Raw genomic sequence first — 2348 nt, forward strand, 5'->3', positions numbered from 1 at the left:
TCAGAATTGGCCGGAAGCTAAAAACCGTCGAATTTTTGGGATACTTGGGGATACTTGGGGATACTCATGGAAACCTCCACTTAATTTGGGACTGACAACAGGCTCCATCAAGCCTTTTAAATGATGCCCGGTGCCGGAATGGGTGAAGGATGGCCGAATGTTTTGATTATGAAACGTATTTTCTTTTTTCTTTTTGCTGGTATTTTGGCGGTTATATTGTCTGTTTTTCCTTCGCAGGTTACAGTGGCAGCTAGTTCTCCTGGGGCACCCAGTGGGTGTAACTTTGTAATGCTAGAGGCGTTGTGCCAGCTAGGAGAACCAGGCAGTATTCGTCAGATTTGCCGTGACATGGGCGGGAGTGGGGGAACACAGTCCTGTAACGATGGTGGTTGCGGAGACGGAATCGTTAGAGTTTTCTGTGGGGGGCTTGGAGGGCATGGCGGTATTTAAGCGCTAATTGCCAATTTACGTTCTATTAACCTGAAAGGCGAGTGTCGAGTGAAATAGCCGCTCGATACTCGTTTTTATCTAAATCAATACGACATATGCCTTGTGATTTTCGTGCTGTTAAGTGTTTTTCCGCCATAATAATTTGTATGATGATGTTGATCGTCACTTCTTGTAGTGACGAGGAGAAAGTAGTTGATGCACCTAGTCTTGATGTAGTTTTAATTGACCAGCCTTCTAGTGTGTTTATTCAAGATGCTACTGAATTTATGGAAATGGTTAAAGTCATGAAAGTCCCAGAGAGTGTTGCTGTTGATCAAGCGGCCTCATTAAACGGCTTCAACTATATCGATAACCGGTTATATGCTCACAGTACTTACCTTAATAGCTTGTTATCATTCGATGAAAATGGAGACGTAATCTGGTTGATAAAAGGAAGTTCTAGTCCTGTAGACGTGTTTAGGTCTGCTGATCTAATAAATTTTGACCAGTACAAAAATGAGTTCTTAGTTTATGATGGGATTGAGCGCACGATTTTTGCCTACGATCTAAATGGCGGATTTATCCGTAAAGAACTATGTGAGGTTAATTTCATGGATTTTAAGATGTTGAAAAAGTCTAGGGTGATTTATGATGCATCATTCTTGCCAAATACTCACTTGCAAAATTCGAGCCAAGAATTCAACCTTTATATTGAAAATACAGATGGTAGCCTAGAAGCGCTAAATCCAAGGCTGCCACTTCAACAAGGCCTGGTTCCGTGGAATGGTAATTCTAATTTTATTTCCGTTGGAGACAATATTTACTTTAAACCTAACTTCGGGGATACGACGTTCACGGTCAGGTATGATGATGTTTCTCCCTACTTGATAACAAAATTCTCAAGCAACAATAGAGCACAATCAATTCTGGATGAGATCAAAACGGGGAGTATAGCTAGGAAAATTTTTAGTGAACAAGTGCCGTATACCAATATCGTTGTGCCTACACGGTTCGGAAACTACGCAACTTACACTTCAGGTGGAAAACGATTTATGTACGCAAGTGTAAAGAATGACCATAGCCGAAACGACCTGAATACACAGTTTTTAAAGTTTAACGAGACTATCATACCCGTCCCAATCTCTTTTTCAAACGGATACTTTTTTTCAGTTGCTAAGGAAGACGATAGAGATGCGATTTTAGAAGTAGCAAAAGACAAGATGCTCAATAGCGACGAGATGGAGGAGAAATTCGAGGCCATGTCGAAAAATATAAGGGATACGGAAGGCCTGTATATTTACGTGCTTAAGGTGAAATAGATAATTTCTTTTCACTGAAGACCAACACGTCCCATCCCTAACCTCCAACGATCAGCATTCAGGCCCAACGCGCCTGAATGCTGATCGCTTTTTGTACAAAACCCTGAATCCCCTTATATTACCCCTGTATCTCGCAACCTCTGCTCTGCGGCGTACGCTGTTTTTTTATACACAACACATTTTGAAACCGCTTTAGAACCATATTCCGGGCCGTTGCCCGCTGACCAAACCCCATTGCTACCGACAGCGTACACCAGATCCATATGACCAACCACCATCGCACTTGCTCCCGGCTTGCATCCGGGGGGCAACGCACCGCATCCTTTCCGTATCGCCTAGCCGCGGTATTTTTTGACGTATTCCGCGCCTCCGGCGTTGGCTTACCGACGGTTTTGGGAGTTCTCTTTTCGCCCTTAGTGTTGTTGTGCCCCGGCTGTGGCGAAAAAGCAGCGGCAGCGGATGCCGAAGTCACTACGGTGAAGGCTTCGGCTAAGCCGGAGCCCTCCGCCGCCGAAATCCCCCTCGTCACCCTCCATACCGCCACTCGCGGTCGCCTTCCCCTGCGCCGCCGCGCCACGGGCAAGCTGCGCGCCCGGCGGG

At 45.3% G+C, this 2348-nt stretch carries 3 protein-coding genes; 2 read left to right on the top strand and 1 reads right to left on the bottom strand.

Features of this window, described 5'->3' with window-relative positions:
* Nucleotides 1-309: 309 nt before the first annotated feature.
* Nucleotides 310-438 (bottom strand): hypothetical protein, encoded by a 129-nt coding sequence (locus tag FUA23_RS22985; protein WP_262713724.1) that lies wholly within the window; start codon nucleotides 436-438, stop codon nucleotides 310-312.
* 158 nt (nucleotides 439-596) lie between these two features.
* On the opposite strand from FUA23_RS22985, the gene FUA23_RS22040 reads away from it, so the two are divergent.
* Nucleotides 597-1748: a 6-bladed beta-propeller gene (locus tag FUA23_RS22040; RefSeq protein WP_187271188.1), complete on the top strand. Its 1152-nt coding sequence runs from the start codon at nucleotides 597-599 to the stop codon at nucleotides 1746-1748.
* 263 nt (nucleotides 1749-2011) lie between these two features.
* The coding region (locus tag FUA23_RS22045; RefSeq protein WP_147932938.1) for a hypothetical protein at nucleotides 2012-2348 on the top strand (337 nt) is incomplete at its 3' end.

The sequence above is a fragment of the Neolewinella aurantiaca genome, assembly GCF_008014675.1.
GTDB lineage: Bacteria > Bacteroidota > Bacteroidia > Chitinophagales > Saprospiraceae > Neolewinella > Neolewinella aurantiaca.

Excerpts from the sequence above, each read along its gene's own strand:
- FUA23_RS22985 (WP_262713724.1), bottom strand. The coding sequence starts at position 438 with ATGCCCTCCAAGCCCCCCACAGAAAACTCTAACGATTCCGTCTCCGCA.
- FUA23_RS22040 (WP_187271188.1), top strand. The coding sequence starts at position 597 with ATGATGATGTTGATCGTCACTTCTTGTAGTGACGAGGAGAAAGTAGTT.